Genomic DNA, 21,695 nt, shown 5'->3' with positions numbered 1-21,695 from the left:
CTGAACGGTCTTTCACCCGCAAGGGTCGAGCCGTCCTCCCACCTCGGATGTGTAGAGGAGCTTCACACTGCCCGAGGCGTTTTCGGTCCTTGGCTGACAGCTGACGTTGAAGAAGGAGAAAAGGGCGACAGCCGCGACAATGGGCGCCAGGAAGAGAATGATCGGTGGGATATTCAGTTGTTTCAGCATGAGGGCAGGATACTATAATTTTTTGTCTTAGTCAGGTCATCAAAATATGGAATATGGAAGGAGGGATGAGGAACTATCATCTAGCGGTCATCAGCTTATGATCTTTCCCCGATACTCCGATACCCCGTTACCCCTATACAGGCTTCATTTTAGGGACGTTTCCCGAGTTTGACCAGTCCCTAAAATGAAGCCTGTATGGCGTCCTCAACCGTCTCAACCGGGACGATCTCCATCCCTTTTATCGTGGGAAGTTTGTCAATATCGGCGTCGGGTACGATAACCCTGGTAAGGCCAAGGCGTAAAGCCTCTCTGATCCTGGCTTCCAACCGTGCCACGGGGCGAACCTCTCCCGCCAGGCCGATTTCCCCGCAAACAGCTGTGTGCTCAATGATGGGTTTTTCAAAAACACTGGAAACCAGGGCAAGGGCGAGGCCAAGGTCCGTAGCAGGTTCGGTTAGCTTGAGGCCGCCGGCGATATTAACGAAAACGTCCAGCCCGCCTGTCTGAATCCCGGCACGTTTATCCAGTACAGCCAGGATCAGGAGCACCCGGGAAAGTTCCGAACCCGATACCGTGCGCCTGGGGTTGGGAAACGGTGTCTGAGCCACAAGGGCCTGGACCTCCACCAGGAGAGGACGAGTCCCCTCAACTCCCATGACAATGGCGGAACCCGGTGACCTTCGTCCGCCTGTGGGCAGAAACAGGCCTGCAGGATCGGTTATCTGGATGAGTCCCTGGCCCGTCATCTCCAGCAGGGCGATCTCGTTTGTGGAACCGTACCTGTTCTTGACCGCTCTTAAGATACGGTAGGCGTGGCTTGAATCTCCTTCGAAGTACAGGACCGTGTCCACCAGGTGTTCCAGAGTTCTTGGCCCGGCGATAGCGCCCTCTTTGGTAACATGGCCGATGAGCCAGATGGTAATATCATTGCCTTTGGCAAGGGCAACAGCCTCACCCGCAATCTCTCTGACCTGGCTGATGGTGCCGGAAGATGAGCCGATATCGGGATGGTAAAGAGCCTGGACCGAGTCCAGAACAACTGTGTCCGGCATAAACTTTCTGATGGTTTGCGTGACTGCGGCAAAATCGGTCTCGGCCAGGACCATGAGGTTTTCGCTTTCCGAGCCCACTCTCTGTGCCCTCATTCGGATCTGGCGCATGGATTCTTCTGCGGTCACGTAAAGAACTTTTTGACCGGCAGCAGCCAGTTGAGCGAGGATCTGAAGAATGAGGGTGGATTTGCCTATGCCGGGATCACCTCCCAGAAGGATGACGGAACCGGGAACCATACCGCCGCCCAGAACCCTGTCCAGCTCTTCGAGACCGGTGAAAACGCGTTGGGAGGAGTCTTCAGGGATATTTGTGATGGAGACAGGATCCGCTGCAGTTGTGGATGACCGCTTATCGCGCCCGGAATCACGGATCTCCTCGATCATGGACCCCCATGTCGAGCAGTCAGGGCAACGGCCCATCCATTTCGGGGAGTTGGTGCCGCACTTCTGACATACAAATACGCTGCTGCGGCGTGCCATGGTGTCAGGGAAGGGGTGCTTTTGCGAGGAGGTATTTCAGATCTTCATCCACGAAGGACAGGCCAAGGCCAACAAATATGGAGGGATTCCGCTCGTCGTTGACAAGGTCTTCGGCTCCAAAATCGATGTGGAAAAAATCCATAAATCTGAATGAAGAGGCGAGACGCACCTGGGGGTTGACGTCGCGGTCCATGTCCCACACGTCCAGGGAAAGCCTGAGGTCGTCGTCGCTCCAGAAATGATCGACTCCAAAACCGAAAGAGGATTCGATGTACCCGAGCCTGAAGACAGTGTCGTAGAACCGCCGCCCCAGTTCCAGGGAGAACTTAAGCTTGTCCTCGTACTTGACCTCCTCCTTAACAGTGGTGATCGTGGTCCCGGGCGGGGTGGTCGTGGTTGTTGTAGCTGTTTCTGACCACGTCTGGCGGCCTTCCGGATCGTCTATGATCTCCAGTCGGTAGAACTTGTCCGGTGTGGGTTTTATGTCGAGCACCATGTAACCTTTGGTGCCTTCCACCTCGGATAGATAGTTGCCATGGATGTCCACGAGAACCTGGAGCTTTTCACCCTTTTTCATAGCCTTGTTAAGGCTCCCGAGGGTCTCGTTGAGACTTGTATAGGTCTCGTCCTCGTTGATAAGCTTGCCTACAGTGCCTTCGCCATCTTCGATCCGTTTGGCTATGATCCTGACAGATTCGAGAGTCTCCTCCAGTAACTCGGCGTCACGTCTGATCTGTTCTACCGTCTCCTTCACACCCTCCCGGTTGTCGGACAGGACGCTGCTGACCTGGTCGGCAGCCCCTTCAAACTTTTCGGTGAGTCTGGGAAGATCATTCCGGAGGTCCTCAGAGACCTGTCTGATGTTCGCGATGACGGCACGGATGTCCTCCCGGTTCTCAGTGGTCATGGTGTCGAGCTTGGAAGTGAGACGGTCGAGGTTGGCGGTGAGGTTTCTGGTGTTCTGGAGGATATCGGTCATGGACCGTTCCCCCTCCTCGGTACCGATGACCTTTCTCAGGCTTGAGAGGATGGCCGAAAGATCCGTTCCGGCGGTCTGGAGGGAGTCCATAAGGCTGTCGAGATCCGTACCGGCACGGGTGTGGGTGATGACCTGTCCCTTCTCATAATAGTCTCCGCTGCTGCCGGGGCTGATGCCAACGAACTTGTCACCAAGGATCCCCTGACTGCGAATGGAAACAACGGCATCCCTATCGACTAGACGTCCCTCGTCAATGATGAGGACGACTCGGGCTTTTCGCTCGGTGATATCGATTCCTTTCACCCGGCCAATGTTCACACCAACCATGCGCACCGGCGCGTTGATGTCCAGGCCGGCCGCGTTATCGAACACGGCGTATAGTTCGTAACCGCCGTCATCCCCGATGTTGGTGATCTGCATGGTTCCCCAGATAAAGATGAGGAATCCGGCGAGGACGAAAAGGCCAACGTATGTTTCGGTCTTGAATGATTTCATAGGCTCAAGAATGTAGGATGTAGAACGTAGAACGTAGAATAATATTCATAACTAACAATCTCCTAAGAATACTCATTTTCATCCACAAATAGCAACACTCAGGCAGAGGTCTTTTCTATGTTCTACATTCCACATTCCACATCCTGCCCCTACTCGTCTCTAATTGGCCCTTCCGCCCTGCCGTGGATGAACTGCTGGACGTAAGGGTTGTCGCTGCCGCGGATCTCATCAGGGGTGCCGGTGGCGATAAGCTTCCCCTTGTAGAGCATGGTGATCCTGTCGGCGATCTTGTAGGCGCTTATCATATCGTGGGTAATGGTGACAGAGGCCACGCCCAACTCTTCCCGGAGCTGGATGATGAGGTCGTTGATGGAATCCCCTCTGATAGGATCCAGACCCGTGGTAGGTTCGTCATAAAGCATGATAGCCGGTTCCATGGCGATAGCCCTGGCGAGGCCCACCCGTTTCCTCATCCCTCCTGATAGCTCCGAAGGCATAAGGTCCAGGGTGCCGGGCAAACCTACCATTCGAAGTTTCTCTTCGGCAATCTCCCGAATCTGGCCGGTTTTCATTTTGGTATGCCGGGTGAGGGCGAACCCGACATTTTCCCAGACCGTCAGAGAGTCAAAAAGGGCGGCGTACTGAAACAGCATGCCGAACTTCCGGCGTACTATATCCATGTTTTTGAAACCAGGTGCGGTGATGTTCTCGCCGTCGATCTCAATTGTTCCCGAATCAGGTGTCAGGATGCCGATAATGCACTTGATAAGCACACTTTTCCCAACACCGCTCTGGCCGATGACGACCACGCTCTCCCCCGGCCAAACGTCCAGATTGGCCCCGTCCAGGACGACCTTGTCCCCGAAGGATTTCTTCAGATCACGGATCCGTATGGTTGGTTGATCACTCATCAGAACAGGAATGCGGTGAGGAAATAGTTGGAGATAAGAATGAGGATGGATGCGCCCACCACCGCTTTGGTAGTCGCTCGTCCTACCCCCTCGGCGCCGCCTTCGGTATAAAAGCCCATCTGGCACCCGATAAGGGCGATGATCATGCCAAAAACTGCGGCTTTCACAATTCCGACGGATACGTCTGAAAACTCCAGGTACTGGAGGGTCCTGTTGATGTAGATGGTACTGCTGGTTCCAAGGACTTTCACGGCGACGATATAGCCGCCGATGATGCCCAGAAGGTCCGCGAATACCACGAGGAAGGGGAGCATAATGAAGGCAGCCACGAACCTGGGTACGACCAGGTAGTGGACCGGGTCGGTAGCCATGGTGATCAAGGCATCGATCTGCTCCGTAACCCTCATGGTCCCCAGTTCTGCGGCCATAGATGAACCCACCCGACCGGCCACCATGATGCTTGCGAGGACCGGCCCGAGTTCTCTCGTCATTGAAAGGGCTACCACCGTTCCTACCAGCCCCTCCGCACCGAACCGCTTAAAACCGCTGTAAGTCTGCAGGGCCAGGACTGCTCCTGTAAAGATCGCTGTGATGATGACTACCGGCAGGGAACGGACCCCCACCTCTTCCATTTGCTCCAGTGTTAGTCGGATAGGAAAGGGGCGCTTGAAAAGGGCGCGAAGCACTTTGATAAGCAGAAGAAGGCTCGTCCCCGCCTCATCGAGATAAGACAAAGTGCCGGTGCCGATCCAGTTCAGGCCGGAGATCATACGCATGGGGTGAATGTACTACGGGGAGTGGGGGTGAGTCCAGAGGCTAGGGTATGGAAATGAGATTAAAGGATAGAGTACTGTATCGGTGTGTCGGCGTATCGGCGTATCGGCGTGCCGGCGATACGCCTGAGCAGCAAAGCTATTATGATCTTTCCCCGATACCCCGATACCTGGATGGACAGTTCTATCGTCCATCCAGATAATACCGGGGAACCCGGTGAGAAAGTGCGCAGAAGATCTCGTAATTGATCGTATCAGCCCAGGCAGCCACCTCCTCGGCTGAAATGTTATCTTCACCCTGGGAGCCGAGGACGACAACTTCGTCACCGGCGCTTATTTCCTCCGACAGGTCAGTCACATCCACCATGGTCATATCCATGGTTACACGCCCCACTACCGGGGCGCGCTTGCCACTTATGAGAACCTGCCCCCTGTTGGTCAGGCACCGCAGGTAACCATCGGCGTAGCCAACGGAGATCGTGGCGATGCGGCTGGGGCGGGTGGTGATGAAATCGTGTCCGTAGCTGATCCCGGTGCCTTCGGGGACCTTCTTGATCTGAAGGACCCTGCACTTCCACGAAAGGACGGGCCGGAGTTTTTCGCTGGGGATATTGGCGGAGGGAGATGCTCCGTAGAGCATGATCCCGGGACGGGCTCCGCACCCTTCAGGGGTCTGCCCGGTGAGGATGGCGGCTGAGTTGGAGATATGATGACAGACCTTAAGGCCAGTATTTTCCAGCTTGGCCTGCAGTTCCTCGAACCTGAGGATCTGTTTTTGAGTAAACTCCCTGTCTCCCAGGTCGGCGTTGGCAAAGTGAGTGAAGACACAGCAAAGGTCGAGGCCCGGAAGTTCCAGGACCTTCAAAATCTCCTCGTAGGCCGTTTCCCAATAAAACCCCAGCCGTGTCATGCCGGTGTCCACCTTCAGGTGCACCGGTACGGTGACTCCCTTGCTGGTAGCCGTTTCTGAAACCCAGCGGGCCATTTCAGGATGCTGGAGGGTGATCTCGGTGTGCCATCTCAGGGCTGCCTGGATGTCAGCTTGCACCATTCTGCCCAGGATAAGGATCCTGCCCCGGATCCCGCCCTCGCGAAGTTCGCGGGCTTCATCCACCGTGGCCACCCCCAGGATAGAGGCCCCCTCCTCGAGAAGGGCTCTGCTTACCGGGACGGCCCCGTGCCCATAGGCGTTGGCCTTTACCACCGCCAGGATGGGTGGGTTTCCTTCCAGGTGCTTTTCGGCGATGTGGAAATTGGATCTTAAGGCAGCCAGATCGATGTCGATCCAGCAGGTACCTCTATCGGTGTCCCTGCCCGGCATCAGTACTGATCCCGGGTTGTGAGGTCTTCGAATCGTGTATATTTGTCAAGCCAGGTCAGTTTTTTTGTTCCTACCGGGCCGTTACGCTGCTTTCCAATAATGACCTCGGCGATCCCTTTATCCATGGTGTCTTTGTTGTAGACCTCGTCCCTGTAGATGAACATGATCACGTCGGCGTCCTGTTCGATAGCTCCGGATTCCCGGAGGTCGGCAAGGATGGGTCTTTTATCCACACGGCTTTCCACACCGCGGTTGAGCTGAGAAAGCGCCAGGACCGGGATCCCGAGCTCCTTTGCCAGAGCCTTGAGGGAACGACTGATCTCTGAGATCTCCTGCTCCCGACTGTCGCTGCGGCGACCAGACATGAGCTGAAGATAGTCCACGATCACCAGGTCCAGGCCTTTTTCGGCCTTAAGGCGTCTCGTTTTGGCCCTCATCTCCATGGAATTAATGGCCGGGGTGTCATCGATATAGATAGCGGCATCGGCCAGCCTTCCGGCTGCGGTGCTCAGTTTGGGCCAGTCCGTCTGTCCGAGGAAACCGCTTCGAAGCCGGTGGGCATCGATGCGGGCTTCGGAACACAGCATCCTCATAACCAACTGTTCCTTGGCCATTTCGAGGCTGAAAACGGCCACAGTCTTCTCTTTGTGCATAGACGCATACTGGGCAATACTGAGGCAGAAGGCCGTTTTACCCATGGACGGGCGCCCGGCGATGATAATGAGATCAGAAGGTTGGAAACCCGAGGTGAGATCATCGATATCGGCGAAGCCGGAGGGGACACCGGTTATATGTTCCTTCTTCTCGTACAGTAATTCGATGGTCTTGAAGCTGCTTTTGACGATCTCCTTCATGGAAAGGAAACCGGAACGGATACGTTCCTCAGAGATGGCAAAGATACGGCGTTCAGCGTCATCCAGGACCTGATCTACCTCTCCCGGAGTTTCGAAACAATTGTGCACGATCTCGGTTGATGCTTCGATGAGACTTCTAAGGGTCGCCTTTTCCCTGACTATGGTGGCATAGTTGACCACGCCGGCCGCGGTTGGCACCTCGTCAGCCAGAGTGGGTATGTAGTCTGGGCCCCCGGCTTTATCGAGGCCTCCCCCAGAGCGCAAACGTTCAGCAAGAGTTACGATGTCTATGGGGTCGCCCCGTTCGCTCAGTTCCAGCATGGTGCTGAATATGAGGCGATGGGATGGCTGGTAGAAGGCAGATGAATCGAGGATCTCCATGACAGCATAAATGCTCTCATTATCCATCAGGATGGCCCCGAGGACGGCTCTTTCTGCCTCGAGATTCTGCGGAGGAACCTTTCTGATGTCGGTGCCGGAATTAGCCATAAATTTTAGTGATAGGAATAATAATGGTAATGGTAATAGAGATTAAACCTGCCCTTGCTTCTACTACTATTACTATTACCCCTACTATTACTAGAACGACCCCTTTTCTACCGCCGGGTCCTCGGTAACTTCCTCTTTTTCCACTGCCTCAGGAGACTCGGGAGCAGCCTCTTGTCCGGGTGCTTCCTCCATGGCTCCTTCGGGAATCTCGCCATCTTCGGGCAAAACCGTGATCTTGACCACGGGGATGACATCGTGGTGCAGCTTGATCTCAATATCGAACTCTCCGAGGCTCTTGATCGGTTCAGGGAGAATAATGTTCTTACGGTTGATGTCCAGCCCCTTTTCCTTGAGGGCCTCGGCGATGTCCATATTGGTGACCGATCCGAAGAGGCGGCCCTTTTCCCCGGTCTTGCGGGTAAAGCTCACTGACACACCGGTGATCTTATCGGCAAGGCTCTGGGCGTCGCCGGTGATCTTGGCTTTTCGGCGCTCCATGTCCCTGATCTGGTGGTCCTGGGCCTTGAGGTTCCTGGCCGTGGCCAGCAGCGCCAGCTTACGGGGAATCAGATAGTTTCTGGCATATCCATCTTTTACCATGACAGTGTCGCCCATTTTTCCCAGGGCCTCAATGTCTTCTAACAATATTACTTTCATCGTCTTGCTCCTTTTTTAAGTCGAAGGCGGCGATGGTGCTATCTCAAGGGGCCAACGCCGTCTGAAATCTATCCAGGTATCGAAAAGCCCTCCCAGGGACACCACGATCATAGTCGCAAGCGGTACCGATATGATTCCGAAGGCCAGGATCATGAGCCTGAAAAAGGGTGGCAGTGCCCACCTGGTGAACAGATGACCGGTTATTACAATCCCCTGGATCCCGTAAAAAGCTCCGAGAGGGATGAGACCGTTCAATGCTACATCTCTTACAAGGCCATCGGTGAGGACGACTGTGGATGCCAGTGCCACGAAACCCCATACGAAGGGGAAGGGCATACTCCATTCGGTCAGCATTGCCAGCTTGTCGCTCTCCAGGGCCTTTGCAGCCAATAGCCAACCCCTGACAAGCAGGGCGTAAAATATGATCAGCAAGGTCAGCGTGGACAGCCATATTCCCACGATAAGCCGCTGCAGCAGACTCGCGATCCAGTACATCTGCTGCTGCTGCTCGGGGTCTAACCCCTTTGTTTGAGCGGCGTTGTCCATTAAAAGGCCCATCTGCTGGACCGTTTCCTGGTAGAGCTGGGCGGGCGGTGTACCTGTTATCATACCGTAAACACTGACCGCAACCAGGACCGTTAAAGCTACGGCCACCATGGTCAAAACAACCGGCCGGTAAAGGGGAGTTCTGGATCTGGCAACCAATCCGATACCAACGGCCAGGGGCAGCGTTTCAAGGATAAAGTATAGCCCTTGCCCCGTGCCGATCACAAAGGAAGTGACGAGGGCTATGAATGCCACCGCGGCTGCTCCCTCCAGGTAGCCTCGCCTCGCCATCCCGTAGCCCAAAGGAAGGGGAGTCAGAATCCCGAGGGAGCCTCCGATAATGGGCTGATAAGCCTGGATTGCCAAAGGGATGAGGGCGAACCCCAAGAGACGCAGCCAGAGGCCAGCATCCTTTCCCCGACCTTCCTCCATCACCGTATTGCCCCGTTACCGTTCGATAGCAAAAGGTAACAGTGCGATATTTCGGGACTTTTTAATAGCTGCCGTAAGCTTTCTTTGGTGCTTGGCACAGTTACCCGAGATCCTGCTGGGCAGGATCTTGCCTCTTTCAGTGATATACCGTTTCAGACTTCTGACGTTCTTGTAGTCAATGTCTGTTACTTTATCGACACAGAAGTGACAGACCTTTCGTCTCCTGCTGAATCTCCTTTTCATTTTTTACGTCCTGTCCTTTGATCGACCTGCCGCATCCCGGATCCGGCAGGGTTCATGTTAGAATGGGATATCTGAATCGTCGAACTCAGGCGGATCGTCTGTTCCTTCTGAGGCGGCGGGCCGAGCGTTATCCTGATCTCGTCCCCCCATAAACTGGAAGTTCTCCCCGACGACCTCCACCTTGCTGCGTTTTTGTCCTTCGTCAGTTTCCCAGCGCCGCTGCTGAAGCCGACCTTCAACGAGAAGTGGGCGCCCTTTCTTCATGTACTCGGCGATAATTTCAGCAGGCTTACCGAAGAAAACGATGTCGAAAAAGCTCGTCTCCTCCCGTTTCTCGTTGTCGACCTTGTACCGCCTGTTAACAGCAATGCTGAAACTCGCTACAGCGCTGCCGTTGGGTGTGTAGCGCAGTTCAGGGTCCCGCGTGAGGTTCCCCATCAGTATAACTCTGTTGTAGTTAGCCATGTTAGCCTTCCTGGACTGAAAGGGTCGGATCTTCAAGAAGCTGAGGTTTGGCCTTGGCGGTCTCCTCTACGTCATCTACCTTCACCGTCATGTACCGGATATTCTGATCGAGGATCCGGAGGTTTCTCTCCAGTTCCGAGATCGTTTCCGGGCCTCCGGTATAGAGGAGATAGATGTAGTGGCCTCTTGGGTGGCCCTGGACCGCATAGGCGAGTTTGCGCTGACCCCAATGCTCGGACTTGATCACCTCGCCGCCGTTGACGGCGATGAGCTCGGAGTAACGCTCGATGGTCCCCTTGACCTCATCTTCAGTGAGGTCAGGGTGCAGAATACAAATAGACTCGTAGCCTTTCAAATGTGTTCTCCTTTCGGGCTACAGCCCCCGTTCGGCGGGAAGGTCCGGCAGACGGGAGCAAGGAGTTTATAACGACCCCTGGAGGGGTACGAATGTGGAAGAGTTTGTGTAGCATAATTCAGGGTGCATGGCAAGAAGATGACAGAAGATGGACAGGAAGATGGCCGGAGTTGCAAAAGGCAGGGGTCGTTATAGGTGAACAGTGAACTGTGAAAGGTGAACTGTTAACTCTTGTAGTGAGCGATGAATCATGGATGGACATCCTTGACTATTCACGGTTCACACTTCACTGCTTTAACGAACTTGTCTTTCGGCATCCTCACAAACGACCCGCAGGTGTTGCACTTCAGAGTGACCACCACACTTTCCCGGATGACGGTGAATTCATTGCTGCCGCAGGGGTGGGGCTTCCGAAGCCGGACAGTAGGCCCGGCTTCGGAGTGTCTGGTGTCGGGCCTTTGCGTCATGCTACGTCCTCGCAAACTGGAGTCTGGTGTCCTTGTCCGCCGTAGCTGATCGACAGCCGTTAGCGAAGGCGGATGGTGTCAACTTTTAAAAACAGTGTCTAGTATCTGGTGTCTGGTGTCTAGAAAAAGCTAACCAGCAATGCATTTTTCGGTCAGAACTCAAACATGGGGTTATGGTAGACTGACGCAGAGTAGGGGAATGCTATATTTTCTGCTCTGACACTACCTGGTTTTAGGAGCCTTAGGGAAGGATGGGATTAGTAAGATGAAAACTGCTGTAAAGAAGTTATAAATACTTTCGAGATTACCGCGTCGCTCTCGTCCATCTCGTCGCTCCTCGCAATGACATTGTTGGACATTGGACCTTGAACGTTGGACTGTACCTTCCTCCTTCCTCCTTCCTCCTTCCTCCTTCCTCTCTTCGCCCTCCGCCCTGCCTTCCCTCCTGCGTGCTGCGTGCTCAAATAAAAAACAGGGACCAACCATAAGGTCAGCCCCTGCTTTAATTATACTTTTAGTCCCTGTTTTTTATTTGATCAACGGCGCAATACTCGCAAACAGCGGTGCCAGCACCAGGGACACAACCGACATGAGCTTGATGAGGATGTTCATGGCGGGACCCGAGGTGTCCTTGAAGGGGTCACCCACAGTGTCGCCGACAACACCAGCGTGGTGGGCGTCAGAGCCCTTGCCGCCGTGATGGCCTTCCTCGATGTACTTCTTGGCGTTGTCCCAGGCTCCGCCCGCGTTGGACATGAACAGTGCCAGGAAAACACCACACAGGGTGGCACCGGCCAGGGTGCCGCCGAGGGCTTCCTTGCCCAGGACGAACCCGACGATAACAGGGGTGAGGACCGCGAGAAGACCGGGTGCAACCATCTCCTGGAGGGCGGCGGTGGTGGAGATATCGATACAGCGGGCCGAGTCGGGCTTGCCGGTGCCTTCCATAATGCCGGGGATCTCGCGGAACTGGCGGCGGATCTCCTCGACCATTTTAAAGGCTGCTTTACCCACGGAGGTCATGGTCATTGCAGCGACCAAAAACGGCACGATGCCGCCGATGAACATGCCGACAACCACTTTGGGTGTAGACAGGTCGATGACCGTAAGGCCCACCGCCTTGGTGTAGGCGGCGAACATGGCAAGGGCGGTCAGGGCGGCTGACCCGATGGCAAACCCTTTGCCGATGGCGGCAGTGGTGTTGCCCAAGGCGTCGAGACTGTCAGTGATCTTCCGGGTCTCCGGACCAAGGCCCGCCATCTCGGAGATGCCGCCAGCGTTGTCGGCGATGGGCCCATAGGCGTCCACCGACATGGTGATGCCCACGGTGGCCAGCATGCCCACAGCGGCTATGGCGATGCCGTAAAGGCTCATGGGCGCCGCAGCGTAGGACGCGATAATGATAGCTGTGCCGATAATAAGTATGGGGATGGCGGTGGATTGATAGCCCACTGCCAGGCCGGTGATAATGTTAGTGGCCGCGCCTGTCTCACTGGCCTTGGCGATATTGCGGATCGGTTGACCGGCCGTGTAGTACTCGGTGATGAGGCCGATAAGAATTCCGGCCAAGGTGCCGGACAGGATGGCCCAGAAGACGCCGACGTTGATGCCGGTGCCCTTGACCATGAAAAAGGCTGTGCCGAGGAGCAGGCCGGCAGCGATAAAGGTCGAGTATCTCAGAGCTGCCGCGGGGGACAACCTCTCGAGGATCTTGATGGAGAAGATGCCGATGGCTGAGCATACGATTCCGGCCATGGCCAGGAGCAGGGGCAGGGCCATGTAGGCGCTGCGCATTTCGGGGACAATGGCGGCAGAGGTGGCGGCAAGGGCGATAGTGGCGATCATGGAGCCCACGTAGGACTCGAAGATATCAGCCCCCATGCCGGCTACGTCACCCACGTTGTCGCCAACGTTGTCGGCGATGACACCGGGGTTTCTGGGGTCGTCTTCAGGAATGCCGGCTTCGACCTTACCTACAAGGTCTGCCCCGACGTCAGCGGTTTTCGTGAAAATGCCTCCGCCCACACGAGCGAACAGGGCGATGGAAGAGGCGCCCATGGCGAAGCCGTTGATGTACTTGGCAGTCTCAGGGTCGCCGAACATGATAAAGAGAATGCCCACACCGATGAGGCCGAGGCTGGCCACCGACATACCCATGACGGCGCCGCCGGCAAAGGCGACACTAAGAGCTTTGGCCTGACCGCTCTCTGTTGCGGCCTGGGAGGTCCTGACGTTGGCCCGGGTGGCGGCTTTCATGCCGAAATAGCCCGCCAAAATCGAGCATAGCGCTCCGCCCAGGAAGGCCCATGCGGTCTGGGGCTCGAGCTTCCAGTACAGCAGGCCGAAAACGACGACTATGAATCCGGCCAAAATGGTATACTGGCGCTTGAGGTAGACCATGGCGCCATCGTGGATCATATCCGAAAGCTCGGCCATTGCGTCGGTCCCGACGGGCTGCTTCTTCATATAGAGGAAAACCCCAAAGGCGAAGAGCAGGCCCGCTGCACCGAAGAGCGGGGCAAGGTTAGTCCAGATCATATTCCCTCCTTGTTTTCTTTAATTACCAGCGTTACGGGATCGGTGACCCCCTCAAAAACCACTCTCTCTGCGAGTCGCGCGGTCTCGTCGACAACCTTCTTGACCACCGGCAGTTCATCTTGCTCAAAAGGCTTGAGAACGTAATCGCTCTCAGCCATGTTCTTTTCTTCAGGTCGTCCGATGCCAAGCCTGATCCTGGCAAAGTTCTCGTGACCGAGGTGCTCCACGATGGATTCCATGCCCCTGTGGCCGGCAGTTCCACCTCGAGGACGGAACCGAACCGTTCCCAGCGGAAGGTCCAGGTCATCCACGATGATGAGCATCCGGGAGATCTCTACCTTTTCCCTTGCGGCGAGGGGGCCGATGACCTCGCCGCTCCTGTTCATGTAAGCGAGAGGCTTGGCAAGTAAGATGTTCCCGCCCCGTCTCCTTCCTCTTCCAAGGAGAAGGTACTTACCAGTCTCGCTAAAAGGGATCTTCCAACGAGCAGCCAGGGCATCGACCACCATGAAACCCAGGTTGTGTCGGGTGTCTATATAATCGGAGCCAGGGTTCCCCAGTCCCGCGATCAACCACATCAAGGCTGCCAGGAGGTTTACTCCTCCTCGTCCTCCCCGGTATCGGATTCTTTCTCTCCGGGTTCGCCTTCCCCTTCCTCAACTTCTTCACCTTCCACCAGTTCCTCTTCCTCCTCAACCTCGACGGCCGGGGCTACGAGGGTCAGGATGGTGAAGTTGGTGTCGTGGGGGATGGTGACGCCCACCGGAACTTTCACGTCCTCGACATGGATGTTGTCCCCGATCTCAAGATCGGTGACATCGATAGTGAGGGAATCCGGAATGATGTGCGGCAGACACACGATCTCCAGTTCACGTCTCTTCATCTCCAGGATACCGCCATCCAGCCTGACACCTTTGGCCGTGCCCACGATCTCAATGGGTACCATGACCGAGATTTCCTCGTCCATGGCGATCTCAAGGAGATCCATGTGAAGAATGATGTCCTTGTAAGGGTGCTTCTGCACCTCTTTTATCAGAACGTTCCTTCTGGGGCCTTTACCCCCATCCTTGACCTCCAGCTCAAGAACACTGGTTTTGGCTCCGGAAGTGGTCAGGAGCTGATTGAGCTCGTAACTGTCAAGGGTAAGGGAGACTCCATCATGGCCCTGCCCATAAAGGACAGCAGGGATCCTGCCGGCCGCGCGCAGCTTTCGTGCCACGCCTTTGCCGGTGGTCTCTCTCACCTCAGCTGTGATTTTGTTTGTTGACATTCTGGTGTTTCCTCCTTTTTATGACGTCTCGTCAGACAAACAGCGAACTGACGGATTCGTTATTGTGGATCCTGCGGATCGCTTCCGCAAGAAGTTCATCCACACTAAGCTGGACTATTTTTTCGCATTTTAAGGCTTCTTCACTAAGGGGGATTGTGTCCGTTACGATGATCTTTTCAGCTGGTGAGTCGGCAAGGCGCTGGATCGCGGGGCCGGAGAATACCGGGTGTGCAGCACAGGCGTATATGGGTCCTGCGCCAGCCGCTTTAAGCGATTCCAGTCCCTGAGTCAGTGTACCGCCCGTGTCGATCATGTCGTCGACCACGATAGCCGCTTTGCCTTCCACATCGCCGATGATGTTCATCACCTGGCTGACGTTGGGGCCAGTCCGGCGTTTGTCGATGATCGCAAGGCCCACGCCCAGCCTTTTTGCAAAGGCCCTTGCCCTTTCCACGCCCCCCGCATCGGGTGATACGACCACGACCTCTCCCAGATGCAGTTTGGTCAGGTAGGACAACAGAACCGGCGCCGAATACAGGTGATCCACCGGAATATCGAAGAAGCCCTGGATCTGGCCCGCGTGAAGATCCATGGTCAGTACCCTGGAAGCTCCCGCGACTGTGATGAGGTCGGCCACGAGTTTTGCTGTAATAGGGGCCCTGGGAGCGACCTTCCTGTCCTGCCTGGCGTAGCCGAAGTAGGGGATTATAGCTGTTATCCGCCAGGCCGACGCCCTTTTCAAGGCATCGATGAGGATAAGGAGCTCCATGAGGTTGGTATTCCCCGGCCGGCAGGTGGACTGGATCACAAAGGTATCGGCGCCCCGGATATTCTCAGAGATCTCCACCATTATCTCTTCGTCAGAGAACTCCCTTACGACAGCGTTGCCCAGGGGTTCATCCAGGTGATTGCAGATCCGTTTGGCCAGTTTGGGATTAGCGTTGCCGGTAAACAACTTGATGCGGCTGTTCATCTTTAAGCCTGTTCTCGCTTCGCTACGGTTTGTTTTTATGTTGGCTGGGGCGGTAGGATTCGAACCTACAGATGCGGGAGCCAAAGTCCCGTGACTTACCGTTTGTCGACGCCCCAGTACGCATCTTTCTTATCTGCCCCGTAAAAAGTGTTCCGATCTTTTTACGAGGCGGTCACGTCTTTGGCGTGATACCCCAACCATGCTATAAGTGCAACCTGTTTATTGGACTTTTTGGGAATCCATCACTCTTCGTAACCAAAAGCCTTTTCGGGGTCGTCGGAACCCTCAATGACGGGGTTCTCCTCCGCGCCCTTTTCTCTTTCTTCCGGTTGATCTGGCCCAACAGTTCCTGTGCTCACAGCTACAGCTTCTTCCTCAATGTCTTCCTCTATGTCTGGTTCGGCGGTCGTCTCGGCGATCTCATCAGGTTCCGTGTCTGTGGTATCTGTTTCGAGGACATCGTCCTTAAATTCCATGGCGTCGATTTCTTCATCCCCGCTATCCTCCACGAAATCCACCGCCTCGCTTTCCACAAGCGGGGAACCGTCTTCGATGTCCATCGGGGAGTCACCTGTATCCATGGTGTTGTCTTCACTATTGAGGACTGGGGCCGGAACGGACACGTTCTCCCTCTCGTAGACCTCCAGAACTGAATCCTCGATCATCTTTCGTGTTTCGCTGTTTAACGGGTGCGCCACGTCCCGGAAGGTGCCGTCCTTCCTTTTCTTGCTGGGCATAGCAATGAAGTAGCCCTTGTTGCCGCTGATAACCTTCAGATCTCTGACAATGAAACAGTTCTCAAAAGTGATCGTGGCATAGGCTTTTAACTTGTCTTCGTCCACCGGGAATACTTTAACATCGGTGATTTTCATCCAGGCACCTTCCTTTCCCCAGTTGCTTAAGTTGATGCACGTTGTACTGCTAAAACCCGGTAGCTTAAGAGAAGATGGGTGACGCGATCTGTGCGACCCGAGAGCCACCTTCCATTAAATGCGCGACAGCTTTCTCAGCCGTTTGTCTGTCCTCAAATAGACCAAAAACAGTGGAACCACTCCCTGACATCAGCGATGCGCTTGCTCCTGCCCGGAGAAGGTCTTCTTTGCATCTGCCAATCTCGGGATGGCGTGTGGTCACTGCTTCCTCAAGATCGTTTATGAGAAGGTTTTGCCATTGGTCCGGAGGCAGCGCCTCTTTCTCAGTCCTGTGGAGTCCGGAAAGCGTATATTTATCAGGTTCCTTTGTCAAACGGAAATTGGAATAGGCCCACTGAGTGGAGACGGAAAATTCAGGGGAAACCACGACGTATGTTGCATTGATCAGTATGGGTGATGGTTCGATCTTTTCCCCCCGCCCGGTGATCAGTGAGGGGGATGGATGGAGGAAGAGAGGAACATCCGAACCGATCTTTTGGGCAAACTCTGCAAGTTCTTCACGGGTCCGGGAGAGCTTCCAGAGGGTATTTAGACCCATCAGAACAGATGCAGCGTCACTGCTTCCTCCGCCCAGTCCGGCACCGTGGGGAATGGCTTTGTCCAGGTGGATCGATATCCCCTTTTCCCGGGTTTGGGAGTCTTCCATTATGAGCTGCGCTGCCAGGTAGGCGAGGTTGTCTGGCCCGGTGGGGAGGGAGGGGTCGGAACAGGTCAGATGAATCCCCGGTTCACCTCTTTCGGACAGGGTGATCCTGTCATAGAGGGAGATCTTTTGGACAAGGCTCTCGATTTCGTGATAGCCGTCCTCGCGGCGCCCGAGAACTCGCAGAGTCAGGTTTACCTTTGCCGGTGCGAGGAGTCGGATCACGGAGATGCTTCCAGGTCGGTTACCGGTACGGAGTCTGGAAGACGAGGCCAGAGAGCTGACCCATCACCCTTAAAGGGTGTGACTGAGTCCCATTCTCCTTTAAGGATACCTTCAGATAGAGTGATCGTAAAACCCCGGGGCAGGTGACCGTTATCATGGAAGGTGCGTACCAACACATCCATACCCTCTCCCCGGATCGTGACCTGGCGAAGGGGGCTTTGGGGTCCTTTTGCGAAAAGATATGTATACTGAAGCTCTCTATCTGCCGCTGCTGCTTCAAGAAGCTTTTCACCGGAGTCCATGAGGTGAGCCTGTGCATCGGAAAGGTCACTGTTTGCCGGTAATACACCCATGATCATGGCTGGGAGTATGGCCGGATCCACCGGCAGGGGGAAGAGGAGGTGGGGGTTTATGGATTTGCCATCCACCTCGCTTCGGAAGGCTCTGTTGTCACCAGGGTAGAAAGCCAGGATCTCGGTGTTGTCGCTTGCCATAACAAGATGGGTGCCCCCGAAGGGACCCGGGACCTCCAGACGAAACCTGCCATCCGGAAATGCCACTATATAGACTTTCCCGTTAAAGCGTTTTTTACCGTAAAAGGCCAACTCCACAGTTCCGGAGAGCCCCTGTTCAAACGCCATCCGTCGCGTGTCGATCTTTTCGAGCAGGGGCGCGGGATCTATTGCGGCCACCGGTTTGATCTGCCGTGGTGCGCAGGCCGTCCCCCAGGCCACCAGGAGGATAATGACAGCTCCCCAGTAATATCTTTTCATGGTGCAGTCTCTATGGCCCCCTTATCCTTGAGTTTTTCAAGAACGCTGGCATTGCCGGGATCAGCTTTGAGGGTCAGTGACCAGAATTCGATAGCAAGGTCCACCTTTCCCAGCTTGTCATACGTGTCGCCAATGTGCTCCAAAACGGTGGGGTCGCCATCCATTTTCTTGCCTGCCTTGAGCAGTATTTCCAGGGCTTCCTCATACCGTTCCAATCGGTAGTAAACCCACCCGAGACTGTCCATGATATAGGCAGCATCTGGCCGGATCTCCATGGCTTTCTTTACCAGAACCAGGGATTCTTCCAGGTTGATGCGTTTCTCGGCCCAGGAATACCCCAGGTAGTTCATAGCGTCGTAATGCTCTGGATCGATCTCGATGATACGTTTGAGGACATCAACTGCGAGGTCAAACCGGTTGTCGCGATCGTATGTGATTGCCAGTTGATAGAGGATTGCGGTGTCATCCGGGGTTTTTACGAGACCTTGCCGCAGGATCTCCTCGGCCTCCGTATATTGTTTCTTTCTCACGAGAAGCTGAGCCAGAAAGGCACGGATATTACTGCGGTCCGGCTCCATGGCAAGAGCGGCCTGGGCGCTTTCAACGGCCCTTTCCAGTTCATCCTTCATGTCGTAGGCGACAGCAAGGTTCAGGTGTGGTTCGAATCTGTTGGGGGCTATCCTGGCGGCATCCTGGAAGGTGGCGATGGCTTCAGAGTACATCTTCAGTTGCCGCTGCAGGATCCCGATCTGAAGGATGATGTCAAAATTATCGGGTGTCATCTTGCGGACACTGGTAAATATCTCCAACGCCTTGTCGTAGTTCCCATCGTTGGCTTCAATAAGGCCCATGAGGAGCAGCGCTCCATGGTTCTCAGGTTCTTCCTCCAGAACGATAGTAATTTGCTGTCTGGCTTCGTCGTAGCGTTTTTCCCTGATGAGGATCCTGGCCAGAAGCTCCCTTACTGGAGTATTCCCCGGATCCCTTTCAAGGTAACCCGTGTAAAACCCTATGGCTTCTTCTGTCTGGCCCTCACCTTCCATCTGTCCCCCCAACTCTCCCACGCCTTTCACAAGGGCAGGGTTGAGTTCGATAGCTTTGACGAGAGAGTCAAGGGCCGGTTCCAGGTCTCCGGAGCGCATGTGCAGCCGTGCAATGTAAAAATGGGCTATGGCTTTGTGCTCCTCTGAATGAGTGAGTTCCTCAAGAGAGGCAATAGCCTGCTCGACGTTCCCGGTTCTTTCAAGGGCATCGGCGAGCAGAAAGGTGACGTTTGTCTGTTCAGGAGAAAGTTCCAGAGCGATCTCGAGGTGGTTCACCGCATCGATAGGCTGATCTGTGTCCAGATAGATCTGCCCCAGCAATATGTGGGCGTCAGCCCACTGCGGATCGAGCAAAAGGAGCTTTTCAGCAGTCTCTTTGGCCTCGGATCGTTTATTCTCCCCCATGTACAACCGCATCAGCTGATCCAGTATCTCAGGTGACCTGGCATCCAGCTGTGAAGCGATTTGAAGAAAACCGATAGCGTCCTGATACCGTCCTTCGTCCTGCAGCATGAGGCCGTACATGTAGGAGGCGTAGGCTTCGGACTGGGCGTCCCTGAAGCCATGGCCGGTCTGGCTCTTTACAGGGGGGTGTCCTTCGGGCAGCGGCTGTGACTTGGGGTCGGGTGTAACCGCGCAGCCCATGGATATGAGCAGGATCAATAGTGCGGCGCAAGTCGTGGTTTTTTTAATGGTAAACATTACCTAGAAGCCTCCGAAGTTCCTGGCCGATTTTCTGACCGGTTTTTTAGCGGATTTTGCTGAGCCTGTTTTGGCAAGCGTTAGAAAATCCGATCTCAGCGCCTTTGTGGAAAAGGCGTTTATATCCAGGGAGTCCACTGCAGCCCTTTTCCGCTGCCTGTAACCCAGAGCAGCTATCATGGCAGCGTTGTCCGTACAAAGGTCCGGAGGAGGGAAGTGTACCTGGAACCCTTCTTCAACCGCTGTTGCCGCGGCTTGCTCACGGAGCAGAGCGTTTCGGGCAACCCCGCCTACGATGAGCAGGTTGGGGGTCCCGGTGCGCCTGAGGGCTATGAGGCACCTTTCAATCAATGTGTCCACCACGGCCTGCTGATAGGATGCAGCCAGATCAGCTATGGAAAGGGGCAGACGCCTGCCCCGGGTAGTACTGTCGAAATAGCCCTCGCGCTTGAGCCAGGTAAAGAGGGAAGTTTTCAGCCCACTGAAACTGAAATCCAGAGTGTCTTTCCCGGAAAGAGGCCGGGGAAGTTCCAGGGCTGATGCATTTCCACCCAAGGCAGCTTTTTCCATGGCCGGGCCGCCCGGATATCCCAGACTGAGCATTTTGGCAGCCTTGTCCAGGGCCTCGCCGGCAGCGTCATCCAGGGTGGTACCCAGGACCATGGGGGGGGCCTCAGCGCTCAAATGGTAAAGGGTCGTGTGACCTCCCGACGATACAAGGGAAACCGCGGGAAGGGGGGTGCCTCCTGCCAGATCCAGGGTCATCAGGTGTCCCTGGATATGGTCTACGGGGACCAGAGGAAGGCCCGTGGCGTAGGAAAGGCCTTTGGCATAGGAGAGGCCCACCAGAAGAGACCCTACCAGTCCTGGTCCTGCGGTGACCGATATAAGATCCAGTTCCTCAAGGGATACAGTGGAAGATTCGATGGCCCGGCGGACGACGGAATCGATCACTTCGAGATGTCTCCTGGAGGCCATTTCCGGGACGATCCCCCCAAAGGGGGAGTGCAGGTCGTCCTGATTCTGGACCACCGAAGAAAGCACCCGGCTGCCGTCCTGGACAACTGCTGCTGCGGTATCGTCGCAGGATGTCTCAATTCCCAGTATAAGCATAGGCAATAAGGCTTTCTAAAGATATCCACTGGATGTTTCTCTGGCCGGCTTTTTTGGCCATTCTTTCCAGAGCATTAGCTGTTTCGACATTGGCATGACCGATCCCGATGGCCCACCCTCTTTCTTCAACAAGGTCCAGGAGTTCATCGGTCCTGGCATCGATGGCGGAAGGGGTCGGTATGTTGTCCAGGAACACATCTCGTCTGGCAGACGGGATCCCCATTTCCCTGGCGAGCTTCAAGGCAACGGTTTCCGGAGAAGTCCGGCTGTCGATAAAAAAGAGTTCCTTTTTGTTGATGAGATCCAGGACAGTCTCCATGACCATGGGATCAGTGGTTGCTCTGGAACCCATGTGGTTATTGATCCCCACGACTCCTGGGATCGAGGCGAGATCCCTTTCCAGAACTTCCCTTATTTCCTCCCTGCTTTGAGAAAGGAGGATGGCCCCCGGACCGGGGTCGACCCCGGGATAGCCCACTGGCTCCATGGGCAGGTGAAGGAGGATCGTCTTGCCGCGCTGGGTCGCCTCCGAGGCCAGCTCCCTGGAAAAGGTTCTCTCGGGAAGGATGGAAAGGGCCACAGGGTGATCCATTTCGATGAAGGGCCGGGCTGCCTGGTCGTTGTGCCCCATATCGTCAATAATAACAGCTACTACCTTCATCTTCAAAGGCTGGACCGGGATCGTGACTTTGTCCACAACAGGGGGCAAGTGAGGTTTGACAGGTATCAGGTTGTACAGGACAACCCCTGCTGTGACCATGATCACGGCAACAAC

22 protein-coding genes, 1 tRNA gene and 1 pseudogene are annotated in these 21,695 nt (G+C 55.2%); all 24 read right to left on the bottom strand.

What is annotated here, in order from left to right; translation table 11 throughout:
* Positions 1 to 12 precede the first annotated feature (12 nt).
* Positions 13 to 189, bottom strand: coding sequence for a hypothetical protein (locus P1S59_04485; GenBank protein ID MDF1525511.1), 177 nt, complete (start codon positions 187 to 189; stop codon positions 13 to 15).
* 179 nt (positions 190 to 368) lie between these two features.
* Positions 369 to 1,721 (bottom strand): DNA repair protein RadA, encoded by a 1,353-nt coding sequence (gene radA / locus P1S59_04480; GenBank protein MDF1525510.1) that lies wholly within the window; start codon positions 1,719 to 1,721, stop codon positions 369 to 371.
* Positions 1,722 to 1,725: 4 nt separating this feature from the next.
* Entirely contained in the window at positions 1,726 to 3,195 is a 1,470-nt protein-coding gene (locus tag P1S59_04475; GenBank protein MDF1525509.1) for an MlaD family protein, read from the bottom strand.
* A 149-nt stretch (positions 3,196 to 3,344) separates the two neighbouring features.
* Complete coding sequence (locus P1S59_04470) at positions 3,345 to 4,106, bottom strand: ABC transporter ATP-binding protein (GenBank protein MDF1525508.1); 762 nt, start codon at positions 4,104 to 4,106, stop codon at positions 3,345 to 3,347.
* Positions 4,106 to 4,876 carry an ABC transporter permease gene (locus P1S59_04465; GenBank protein ID MDF1525507.1) on the bottom strand — a complete coding sequence of 257 codons (771 nt, stop codon included), beginning with the start codon at positions 4,874 to 4,876 and terminating at the stop codon, positions 4,106 to 4,108. The genes P1S59_04470 and P1S59_04465 overlap by 1 nt, the downstream gene beginning before the upstream one ends.
* Positions 4,877 to 5,063: 187 nt before the next feature.
* Complete coding sequence (alr, locus tag P1S59_04460) at positions 5,064 to 6,200, bottom strand: alanine racemase (GenBank protein ID MDF1525506.1); 1,137 nt, start codon at positions 6,198 to 6,200, stop codon at positions 5,064 to 5,066.
* The gene (gene dnaB / locus P1S59_04455; protein MDF1525505.1) at positions 6,200 to 7,543 is read right to left on the bottom strand and encodes a replicative DNA helicase; all 1,344 of its coding nucleotides are present in this window, start codon (positions 7,541 to 7,543) and stop codon (positions 6,200 to 6,202) included. Before dnaB ends, alr begins: the two co-directional genes overlap by 1 nt.
* A 90-nt stretch (positions 7,544 to 7,633) precedes the next feature.
* Positions 7,634 to 8,200 carry a 50S ribosomal protein L9 gene (gene rplI, locus P1S59_04450; GenBank protein MDF1525504.1) on the bottom strand — a complete coding sequence of 189 codons (567 nt, stop codon included), beginning with the start codon at positions 8,198 to 8,200 and terminating at the stop codon, positions 7,634 to 7,636.
* A gap of 15 nt (positions 8,201 to 8,215) precedes the next feature.
* Positions 8,216 to 9,178, bottom strand: a complete 963-nt coding sequence (locus tag P1S59_04445) for a DUF2232 domain-containing protein (GenBank protein MDF1525503.1) — start codon at positions 9,176 to 9,178, stop codon at positions 8,216 to 8,218.
* A gap of 15 nt (positions 9,179 to 9,193) precedes the next feature.
* Positions 9,194 to 9,421, bottom strand: coding sequence for a 30S ribosomal protein S18 (gene rpsR, locus P1S59_04440; GenBank protein ID MDF1525502.1), 228 nt, complete (start codon positions 9,419 to 9,421; stop codon positions 9,194 to 9,196).
* Between the two features lie 57 nt (positions 9,422 to 9,478).
* Complete coding sequence (locus P1S59_04435) at positions 9,479 to 9,886, bottom strand: single-stranded DNA-binding protein (protein MDF1525501.1); 408 nt, start codon at positions 9,884 to 9,886, stop codon at positions 9,479 to 9,481.
* A gap of 1 nt (position 9,887) precedes the next feature.
* A complete protein-coding gene (gene rpsF, locus P1S59_04430) occupies positions 9,888 to 10,241 on the bottom strand; it encodes a 30S ribosomal protein S6 (protein ID MDF1525500.1) in 354 nt (117 codons plus the stop codon).
* 272 nt (positions 10,242 to 10,513) lie between these two features.
* Positions 10,514 to 10,708 carry a DUF951 domain-containing protein gene (locus P1S59_04425; protein ID MDF1525499.1) on the bottom strand — a complete coding sequence of 65 codons (195 nt, stop codon included), beginning with the start codon at positions 10,706 to 10,708 and terminating at the stop codon, positions 10,514 to 10,516.
* 528 nt (positions 10,709 to 11,236) lie between these two features.
* A complete protein-coding gene (locus tag P1S59_04420) occupies positions 11,237 to 13,246 on the bottom strand; it encodes a sodium-translocating pyrophosphatase (protein ID MDF1525498.1) in 2,010 nt (669 codons plus the stop codon).
* Positions 13,243 to 13,824 (bottom strand): aminoacyl-tRNA hydrolase, encoded by a 582-nt coding sequence (gene pth / locus P1S59_04415; protein MDF1525497.1) that lies wholly within the window; start codon positions 13,822 to 13,824, stop codon positions 13,243 to 13,245. The genes P1S59_04420 and pth overlap by 4 nt, the downstream gene beginning before the upstream one ends.
* A gap of 17 nt (positions 13,825 to 13,841) precedes the next feature.
* Positions 13,842 to 14,516: a 50S ribosomal protein L25/general stress protein Ctc gene (locus P1S59_04410; GenBank protein MDF1525496.1), complete on the bottom strand. Its 675-nt coding sequence runs from the start codon at positions 14,514 to 14,516 to the stop codon at positions 13,842 to 13,844.
* Positions 14,517 to 14,547: 31 nt separating this feature from the next.
* Entirely contained in the window at positions 14,548 to 15,489 is a 942-nt protein-coding gene (locus P1S59_04405) for a ribose-phosphate pyrophosphokinase (GenBank protein ID MDF1525495.1), read from the bottom strand.
* A gap of 41 nt (positions 15,490 to 15,530) precedes the next feature.
* Positions 15,531 to 15,605: transfer RNA gene (locus P1S59_04400), tRNA-Gln, on the bottom strand.
* A gap of 510 nt (positions 15,606 to 16,115) precedes the next feature.
* Positions 16,116 to 16,361, bottom strand: a pseudogene (spoVG, locus tag P1S59_04395) (septation regulator SpoVG).
* Between the two features lie 64 nt (positions 16,362 to 16,425).
* Positions 16,426 to 17,289 (bottom strand): 4-(cytidine 5'-diphospho)-2-C-methyl-D-erythritol kinase, encoded by an 864-nt coding sequence (gene ispE, locus P1S59_04390; protein ID MDF1525494.1) that lies wholly within the window; start codon positions 17,287 to 17,289, stop codon positions 16,426 to 16,428.
* Positions 17,286 to 18,062, bottom strand: coding sequence for a hypothetical protein (locus tag P1S59_04385; GenBank protein MDF1525493.1), 777 nt, complete (start codon positions 18,060 to 18,062; stop codon positions 17,286 to 17,288). The genes ispE and P1S59_04385 overlap by 4 nt, the downstream gene beginning before the upstream one ends.
* Positions 18,059 to 19,807, bottom strand: coding sequence for a tetratricopeptide repeat protein (locus P1S59_04380; protein ID MDF1525492.1), 1,749 nt, complete (start codon positions 19,805 to 19,807; stop codon positions 18,059 to 18,061). Before P1S59_04380 ends, P1S59_04385 begins: the two co-directional genes overlap by 4 nt.
* Positions 19,808 to 19,810: 3 nt before the next feature.
* The gene (gene tsaD, locus P1S59_04375; protein ID MDF1525491.1) at positions 19,811 to 20,920 is read right to left on the bottom strand and encodes a tRNA (adenosine(37)-N6)-threonylcarbamoyltransferase complex transferase subunit TsaD; all 1,110 of its coding nucleotides are present in this window, start codon (positions 20,918 to 20,920) and stop codon (positions 19,811 to 19,813) included.
* On the bottom strand, positions 20,901 to 21,680 hold the full coding sequence (locus tag P1S59_04370) for a divergent polysaccharide deacetylase family protein (protein MDF1525490.1): 780 nt from the start codon (positions 21,678 to 21,680) through the stop codon (positions 20,901 to 20,903). Before P1S59_04370 ends, tsaD begins: the two co-directional genes overlap by 20 nt.
* Positions 21,681 to 21,695 lie beyond the last annotated feature (15 nt).

The organism is bacterium (assembly GCA_029210965.1).
Classification (GTDB): domain Bacteria; phylum BMS3Abin14; class BMS3Abin14; order BMS3Abin14; family BMS3Abin14; genus JALHUC01.
Note: the sequence above shows the minus strand (reverse complement) of the source record. Positions and strands in the feature narration are given on the sequence as shown.

Excerpts from the sequence above, each read along its gene's own strand:
- P1S59_04485 (MDF1525511.1), bottom strand. The coding sequence starts at position 189 with ATGCTGAAACAACTGAATATCCCACCGATCATTCTCTTCCTGGCGCCC.
- radA (MDF1525510.1), bottom strand. The coding sequence starts at position 1,721 with ATGGCACGCCGCAGCAGCGTATTTGTATGTCAGAAGTGCGGCACCAAC.
- P1S59_04475 (MDF1525509.1), bottom strand. The coding sequence starts at position 3,195 with ATGAAATCATTCAAGACCGAAACATACGTTGGCCTTTTCGTCCTCGCC.
- P1S59_04470 (MDF1525508.1), bottom strand. The coding sequence starts at position 4,106 with ATGAGTGATCAACCAACCATACGGATCCGTGATCTGAAGAAATCCTTC.
- P1S59_04465 (MDF1525507.1), bottom strand. The coding sequence starts at position 4,876 with ATGATCTCCGGCCTGAACTGGATCGGCACCGGCACTTTGTCTTATCTC.
- alr (MDF1525506.1), bottom strand. The coding sequence starts at position 6,200 with ATGCCGGGCAGGGACACCGATAGAGGTACCTGCTGGATCGACATCGAT.
- dnaB (MDF1525505.1), bottom strand. The coding sequence starts at position 7,543 with ATGGCTAATTCCGGCACCGACATCAGAAAGGTTCCTCCGCAGAATCTC.
- rplI (MDF1525504.1), bottom strand. The coding sequence starts at position 8,200 with ATGAAAGTAATATTGTTAGAAGACATTGAGGCCCTGGGAAAAATGGGC.
- P1S59_04445 (MDF1525503.1), bottom strand. The coding sequence starts at position 9,178 with ATGGAGGAAGGTCGGGGAAAGGATGCTGGCCTCTGGCTGCGTCTCTTG.
- rpsR (MDF1525502.1), bottom strand. The coding sequence starts at position 9,421 with ATGAAAAGGAGATTCAGCAGGAGACGAAAGGTCTGTCACTTCTGTGTC.
- P1S59_04435 (MDF1525501.1), bottom strand. The coding sequence starts at position 9,886 with ATGGCTAACTACAACAGAGTTATACTGATGGGGAACCTCACGCGGGAC.
- P1S59_04425 (MDF1525499.1), bottom strand. The coding sequence starts at position 10,708 with ATGACGCAAAGGCCCGACACCAGACACTCCGAAGCCGGGCCTACTGTC.
- P1S59_04420 (MDF1525498.1), bottom strand. The coding sequence starts at position 13,246 with ATGATCTGGACTAACCTTGCCCCGCTCTTCGGTGCAGCGGGCCTGCTC.
- pth (MDF1525497.1), bottom strand. The coding sequence starts at position 13,824 with ATGTGGTTGATCGCGGGACTGGGGAACCCTGGCTCCGATTATATAGAC.
- P1S59_04410 (MDF1525496.1), bottom strand. The coding sequence starts at position 14,516 with ATGTCAACAAACAAAATCACAGCTGAGGTGAGAGAGACCACCGGCAAA.
- P1S59_04405 (MDF1525495.1), bottom strand. The coding sequence starts at position 15,489 with ATGAACAGCCGCATCAAGTTGTTTACCGGCAACGCTAATCCCAAACTG.
- P1S59_04385 (MDF1525493.1), bottom strand. The coding sequence starts at position 18,062 with ATGAAAAGATATTACTGGGGAGCTGTCATTATCCTCCTGGTGGCCTGG.
- P1S59_04380 (MDF1525492.1), bottom strand. The coding sequence starts at position 19,807 with ATGTTTACCATTAAAAAAACCACGACTTGCGCCGCACTATTGATCCTG.
- tsaD (MDF1525491.1), bottom strand. The coding sequence starts at position 20,920 with ATGCTTATACTGGGAATTGAGACATCCTGCGACGATACCGCAGCAGCA.
- P1S59_04370 (MDF1525490.1), bottom strand. The coding sequence starts at position 21,680 with ATGGTCACAGCAGGGGTTGTCCTGTACAACCTGATACCTGTCAAACCT.